General features: G+C 69.1%; 5 protein-coding genes and 1 riboswitch. Of the genes, 1 reads left to right on the top strand and 4 read right to left on the bottom strand.

The window, feature by feature from the left end; genetic code table 11:
- The 3 genes from VMD50_RS04335 to VMD50_RS04325 form a co-directional block, all read right to left on the bottom strand.
- Nucleotides 1–3439, bottom strand: a 3439-nt coding sequence (locus VMD50_RS04335; RefSeq protein WP_325425215.1) for a SpoIIE family protein phosphatase, incomplete at its 3' end; no start/stop codon positions are given.
- A 50-nt stretch (nt 3440–3489) separates the two neighbouring features.
- On the bottom strand, nt 3490–3852 hold the full coding sequence (locus tag VMD50_RS04330) for an STAS domain-containing protein (protein WP_325425213.1): 363 nt from the start codon (nt 3850–3852) through the stop codon (nt 3490–3492).
- A gap of 84 nt (nt 3853–3936) precedes the next feature.
- Nucleotides 3937–4578, bottom strand: coding sequence for a PAS and ANTAR domain-containing protein (locus VMD50_RS04325; protein WP_414685996.1), 642 nt, complete (start codon nt 4576–4578; stop codon nt 3937–3939).
- A gap of 107 nt (nt 4579–4685) precedes the next feature.
- Nucleotides 4686–4796: riboswitch (TPP riboswitch) on the top strand.
- On the opposite strand from VMD50_RS04325, the gene thiC reads away from it, so the two are divergent.
- Nucleotides 4788–6434: a phosphomethylpyrimidine synthase ThiC gene (gene thiC, locus VMD50_RS04320; protein WP_325425209.1), complete on the top strand. Its 1647-nt coding sequence runs from the start codon at nt 4788–4790 to the stop codon at nt 6432–6434. It overlaps the preceding riboswitch by 9 nt.
- Here thiC and VMD50_RS04315 read toward each other — a convergent pair.
- The coding region (locus VMD50_RS04315) for a hypothetical protein (RefSeq protein ID WP_325425207.1) at nt 6421–6606 on the bottom strand (186 nt) is incomplete at its 5' end. The genes thiC and VMD50_RS04315 overlap by 14 nt on opposite strands.

Genomic DNA, 6606 nt, shown 5'->3' with positions numbered 1-6606 from the left:
CCCGCAGTTGCCTGCGCGCGACGGGGATCTGCGCCGGCGCGGCCGGCAGCACGGTGGCGAAGCTGCGCCCCGCCACGTGGCTCGGACGCAACGCGAGCACCACGACGTCGTCGCGATAGCCCGTCGGCGGCGTCATCCGCGCCAGCAACTGGGTGCAGACGGATTCGACCGGCAGCTCGGCGCAGCCGGCGGCCGCCGCCTTCAGCCGGGCGAATCCGTCGTCGAGCGTCTCGCCGGCCCGCTCGATGAGCCCGTCGGTATACAGCAGGATCATGCTTCCCGGCGCCAGCTCGACCGTTGCGGTGGCGCCGGCTGGCTCCGCATCCTCGACCGCCACCGGGGGACGGCGCCCCGACTCGAGGAAGACAGGGTCACCGTCGGACGGGACAAGCAACGGGTAGGGATGCCCGGCGCAGCTGTAGCTCACGGTGGCGCCCCCCGAGCCGGCCCCCGTATCAATGAGGGCGTAGGCCACCGTCGCGCAGCGAGCGCCGGTGATGCTGGCCGCGTACCTGTCCAGTGCGGCCAGCACCGCGGGCGGTTCGGCGGCGGTCAGCGCTGAGGCGGCCACCGCGGCACGCAGCCTGCTCATCACGATCGCGGCGGCCAGGCCGTGCCCGACGACGTCGCCGACCGAGATCCCGATCAGGCCGGCGCGACCGAGCGGGGTGACCGAGTACCAGTCGCCGCCGACCCGCATCGCTTCGCCGGCCGGCTGGTAGACGGCCGCCACGACCGCGGCGGTCGAGCCGCGATCCAGGTCGAGCAGGTGCTCCTGGAAGTCGACGGCGATCCGGTGTTCTTGCGCCATCGCCCGGACCCGGTCGAGGGCGGACTGGGTCAGCTCGGCCATCCGGGCGAACGTATCCAGCTCGGCGGGGTCGAACTGGCGCGGCGTGGGCCACAGCAACAACAGCGCACCGATGACACGACCGGTGTTGTCGCGCAACGGGTGGGCGACGCAGGCGCGCACGCTGTCCGCGGTGTCGCGCACGGCGTGCTGGTAGCGCGGCGGCAGCTCGAACGTGTCGGGGACGATCATCGGCTCGCCGCTGCTGATGACGTCGGCTCCGATCAGCGGCGAGTCCAGCGCGGCCACGTGGTAGCGGTCCCGCACTTCCACGGGCAGGTCGCCGGCGTACTCGAAGCGGACGTGGTGCTCCCCGTCGAGCGCGCCGATCGTCACCGCGGCGGGAGAGTCCGAACCGGATGGGTGGCCGATCAAGGCGTCCAATATCCCGGCGACCGAGTCGGCGGCCTGCAGGGCGGAGTCGAGGTGTGCCAGGTCGAGCCGCGCCTCACGCCGTTGGCGTTCGCGCTCGCGGGCGACCGCCGACAACCGCGATGCCACCCGGTCGACCAGCTCCTGGGAGCGGAAGGGCTTCGGCAGGTAGTCGTCGGCCCCGCCCGCGAAGCCTTCATCGACGGCCTCCGCGCCGGCCCGGGCCGACAGCATGAGCACCGGTGTGGTGGCCAGCGCCGGGTCCGCGCGGATCGCCGCAACCAGCTCGAAGCCGTTGAGGCCCGGCATCATGACGTCCGTCACGATCGCGTCAGGGTGCAGCTCCCGGGTGGCGGCCAGGGCCGATTCGCCGTCGGCGACCAAAACGGTTTCCCAGTGGGCGGACAGCACCCGGTCCAGGTGCGCACGCATGTCGGCGTTGTCGTCGGCGATCAGCACCAACTGGCGGGGGGCGCCGGACGCGCGGTGGGCGGTCCGCGCGGCGGCGGGCTCCGGAACCGGCGGCAGCCACTGTCGCGCCTCGGCCACGTACGGGTTGCTCTCGTCCAGCGCACCGGTGGGGGATTGATCGACCGCCGCGCCCACCTCCGACCGCGGCAGCCGGATGATGACCGTCGTTCCGCGATCCAGTTCGCTGTCGATCTCCACCGTTCCGCGCTGCAACTCGACGAGCCCACGCACCAGTGCCAGCCCGATACCGGTGCCCTCCACGCTGCGCCCGCGCAAGTTGTCGGCCCGGTAGAAGCGTTCGAACAGGCGGTCCAGGTCCTCGGGGGCGATCCCGACTCCGGTGTCGGCCATCGTGATCCGGCAGTGCGCGGATTCGGCGCGCACCTCGACCGAAATGGAGCCCTTGAGGGTGTATTTCACGGCATTGGAAAGCAGGTTGAGGACGATCGTCTCCCACATGCCCGGATCGACGTCGGCCAGCGCCGGACCGCAGTCCAGCTCGAGATCAAGCCCCGCCCGCCGGCACAGCTCGGTGAACGACGACGCGATGTGCGCGGTGAGCGCGCCGACGTCGGTGCACACCAGCTTCGCGTCCGCCCGGCCGGCCTCGATGCGGGAGAAATCGAGCAGCGAGTCGACCAGGCGCTGCAGGCGCCGCGCGTTGCGTCCTGCGACGTTCAGCCGTTCCGCCAGCACGCTTCCCGGCGGGGCGTCGGACAGCGCGTCATCGAGCGGCCCGACCAAAAGCGTTAGCGGCGTGCGGAATTCGTGGCTGACGTTGGTGAGAAACGCCGTCTTGGCCCGATCCAGCTCGGCGAGCGCGTCCGCTCGCCGCCGCTGCTGCTCATAGGAGACGGCGGACGCCAGCGCCGACGACAGCTGGTCGGCGAGCAGCTGGCAGAAGCCGCGGTACATCGCATCGAGGGGACGCCGCGGGCTGGTCCCGACCACCAGCGCCCCGGTGCCGGCGCCCTCGCCCAGCGGCAGCGCAAGGGCCTGCCGTGGGCAGTTCTCGCCGAGAACGCTTGCGATGCCCGGGATCACATCTTCGAGCCGATCAATGACGTGCGCGGCCCGCGAACGCGGTGTCGTGTCCCATCCCGTGAGCTCGGTCAGGGAGCCCGGCAGCAGACCCAGGATCGAGGGCGTCGCGCCGCACAGCGCGTCGTCGAGGTATACCGCGATGAACGGCAAGTCCAATGGCTGCGCGCCGCACACCGAAACGGCGCTGTGCACGGCGTCGTCGATGGCGTGGGTGTCCATGACGGCGGTCGCCACCGTGTTGAGCAGGTGCAGCCGACGTTCGCTCAACACCCGATCGGTGGTCTCGCGGACGGCGCAAAAGATGCCGTAAACGTCTCCGCCACTGCCGATCAGCGGGCTGTAGCTGAAGGTGAAGTACCGCTCCTCGGGCTGGTCGCCGGTCATCAGCGGCAACATCAAGTCGTCGGACCAGGTCGCCTTGCCGGTGTCGATGACGCTGGTGAGCATCGGGTGAATCTGGCCCCAGATCTCCCACCACACCTGCTCGGCCGGGCGGCCCAGCGCCGCGGGGTGCTTGTTGCCCAGGATCTGCGCGTAGGCGTCGTTGTACATCAGGAACAGGTCCGTCGGCCCCAACCACAGCACGATGGGAAACCGTGACGTCAAGGCCACCGCCACGGCCACCCGCGCCTCGGCGGACCATTCATCCGGCGGCCCCAGGGGGTGGTTCGCCCAGTCGAACCCGGCGAACCGGCGACCCATCTCGCCGCCTAAGGCGACCGCAGCCGCCAGATCAGCCGGCAGCCCCGGGTTCATCGGCGGCGGTTGCGGTGCAACGCAGCAGCCAGCGTCGGCGAGATGTCGAGGATGCGGTCCAGCTCGGTCACCTGTATCGGCCGGAGCACCAGGTCGTTGTCGGCTACCAGACGGACCGACGTACCGGCTGCCTTCCCCTCCTCGTGGCACTCGAGCACCGCGTTCAACGCCGCGCTTCCGAAGAAACTGACCGATTGCAGATCGATGACGACCAGCCGCGCCGGGTGGGTCGCGGCCACCTGGAGCGCGGCGATGAGGTGGGTGTTGAGCTCGTCGACGTTGCTGGAGTCGACATCACCCTGAACGCGCACGACTACCGCATCCTCATTGGCCTCGTGGTCGACCGCCAACAATTCCATGCCTTTCGCCCCACAGCATGTGCCGTCCAGATTTTTTGGAAGATTAACCCGTCCCCGACCCGGTGTGTGCGCATAGTGCGCTGGTTACCCAGTGGGCTCGTCGGGAATCCTTTCGTGCACCGTCAGCAACAAGTGGTCGAACTGATTCTGCACGGCGGGCGCGGGCGTGATCAGCGTCCTCACTTCTTCGAGCAGTTGCTTTGCCAACGAACGCAGCTTCACGTTGGTTTCTTGCGAGCGCCATTGCAGCACGCGAAAGGCTTGCTCGGCACTGACCCGGTAGACATACATCAGCACGCCCTTGGCCTGTTCGATGGCCGCACGATTCTCGAACAGGTCGGGCAGGGCCGCATCGAGCACTTCCTGCCGGGCCTCGTCGAAAGTGTTGGTGAGGTCGATGTAATAGCCGGCGGTGCCCACCACGGCGCCCGACTCGTCCAGCATCCGGTCGGCGACCACGATCGCGTCGTGCACGCTGCCCGCGGTGTCGATGAACCGGTGCCGGCTGGAAAACGACTCGGCCGACTGCAACGCGTAGTCGAGCAACTCCTGGACATGTGCGCGGTCGTCGGGGTGCTTGTGCGATAGCAGCAGCTTCGTCGTCGGCACGACCGCTCCCGGTTCGTAGCCGTGCATCCTGGCCACCTCGTCGGACCATTCCCAACGTTGGCCGACGAACCAGAACCGGAAGGCGCCGACGTTCAAATACTGCGCGTCGGCCTCGATTGCGCTGGTCGGCTGGTTGGGGTTACCCGCGGGTTGCACGTTCGCATCCTCCCACCCGGTGGGTATCCCGGGCTACCGTCTTTGGGGGTAACGTCGCGTGCGGACCATCCACAAGACGCGGGAGCGCACGCCGAATGCGCTGAGAGGACGGCTCGGGGCCGTCGACCGTACGAACCTGACCGGGTAATGCCGGCGTAGGGAGATGAAAAATGACCGACACCCTGTCGACCGCTGCACCCACCGTCACCACCGGCCCCATCGCCGGCAGCACCAAGGCCTACCGGGAGCTGGAGGGGGTTCCCGGCGCGCGCGTTCCCTTCCGGCGGGTCAACCTGTCGACCGGGGACCACTTCGACCTTTACGACACGTCCGGGCCCTACACCGACCCGGACGCGGTGATCGACCTGGCGGCCGGCCTGCCGCCGCGGCCCGGGGTGGTGCGCGACCGCGGCACCCAGCTGCAGCGCGCCCGCGCCGGCGAGATCACCGCCGAGATGGCATACATCGCCGCCCGCGAGGGCATGCCGGCCGAGCTGGTGCGCGACGAGGTCGCCCGCGGCCGCGCGGTGATCCCGGCCAATCACAACCATCCCGAGAGCGAGCCGATGATCATCGGCAAGGCGTTCGCGGTCAAGGTCAACGCCAACATCGGCAACTCGGCGGTGACGTCGTCGATCGCCGAGGAGGTCGACAAGATGGTGTGGGCCACCCGCTGGGGCGCCGACACCATCATGGACCTGTCCACCGGGAAGAACATCCACGAAACCCGCGAGTGGATCCTGCGTAACTCCCCGGTGCCGGTCGGCACGGTGCCGATCTATCAGGCGCTGGAAAAGGTCAAGGGCGATCCGACGGAGCTGACCTGGGAGGTCTACCGCGACACCGTGATCGAGCAGTGCGAGCAGGGTGTGGACTACATGACCGTGCACGCCGGCGTGTTGTTGCGGTACGTGCCGCTGACCGCCAAGCGGGTCACCGGGATCGTCTCCCGCGGCGGGTCGATCATGGCGGCCTGGTGCCTGGCGCATCACCGGGAGTCGTTCCTCTACACCAACTTCGAGGAGCTCTGCGACATCTTCGCGCGCTACGACGTCACGTTTTCGCTCGGCGACGGCCTGCGGCCGGGCTCGATCGCCGACGCCAACGACGCCGCGCAGTTCGCCGAGCTGCGCACCCTGGGCGAGCTGACCAAGATCGCGAAAGCCCGCGGCGCACAGGTGATGATCGAGGGGCCGGGGCACATCCCGATGCACAAGATCGTCGAGAACGTGCGGCTGGAGGAGGAGCTGTGCGAGGAGGCCCCGTTCTACACGCTGGGCCCGCTGGCCACCGACATCGCACCGGCCTACGACCACATCACCTCGGCGATCGGCGCGGCCATCATCGCCCAGGCCGGCACCGCGATGCTGTGCTATGTGACCCCGAAGGAACACCTGGGGCTGCCGGACCGCAAGGACGTCAAGGACGGGGTGATCGCCTACAAGATCGCCGCGCACTCGGCCGACCTGGCCAAGGGACATCCGCGCGCACAGGAACGCGACGACGCCCTATCGACGGCGCGGTTCGAGTTCCGCTGGAACGACCAGTTCGCGTTGTCGTTGGACCCCGATACCGCACGGGAATTCCACGACGAGACGCTGCCGGCCGAACCCGCCAAGACGGCGCATTTCTGCTCGATGTGCGGACCCAAGTTCTGCTCTATGCGGATCACCGCCGATGTGCGGGCGTTCGCGGCGGAACACGGGCTCGAGACCGAAGAGGACATCGAGGCCATGATGAGCGAGGGCATGGCCGAGAAGTCACGCGAGTTCGCCGAGCACGGCAACCGGGTGTACCTGCCGATCACCCAGCGGTGATCGCAAGCGCGGCGGAGCCGGGCGCGGCGGGTCGCCGCTCATCCAACCCAGCGGTGATCGCAAGCGCGGCGGAGCCGGGCGCGGCGGGTCGCCGCTCATCCAACCCAGCGGTGATCGCAAGCGCGGCGGAGCCGGGCGCGGCGGGTCGCCGCTCATCCAACCCAGCGGTGAT

Origin of the sequence: Mycobacterium sp. (assembly GCF_035506235.1) — a bacterium.
In the GTDB taxonomy this organism is placed as follows: domain Bacteria; phylum Actinomycetota; class Actinomycetes; order Mycobacteriales; family Mycobacteriaceae; genus Mycobacterium.
Note: the sequence above shows the minus strand (reverse complement) of the source record. Positions and strands in the feature narration are given on the sequence as shown.

Excerpts from the sequence above, each read along its gene's own strand:
- VMD50_RS04330 (WP_325425213.1), bottom strand. The coding sequence starts at position 3,852 with ATGGAATTGTTGGCGGTCGACCACGAGGCCAATGAGGATGCGGTAGTC.
- thiC (WP_325425209.1), top strand. The coding sequence starts at position 4,788 with ATGACCGACACCCTGTCGACCGCTGCACCCACCGTCACCACCGGCCCC.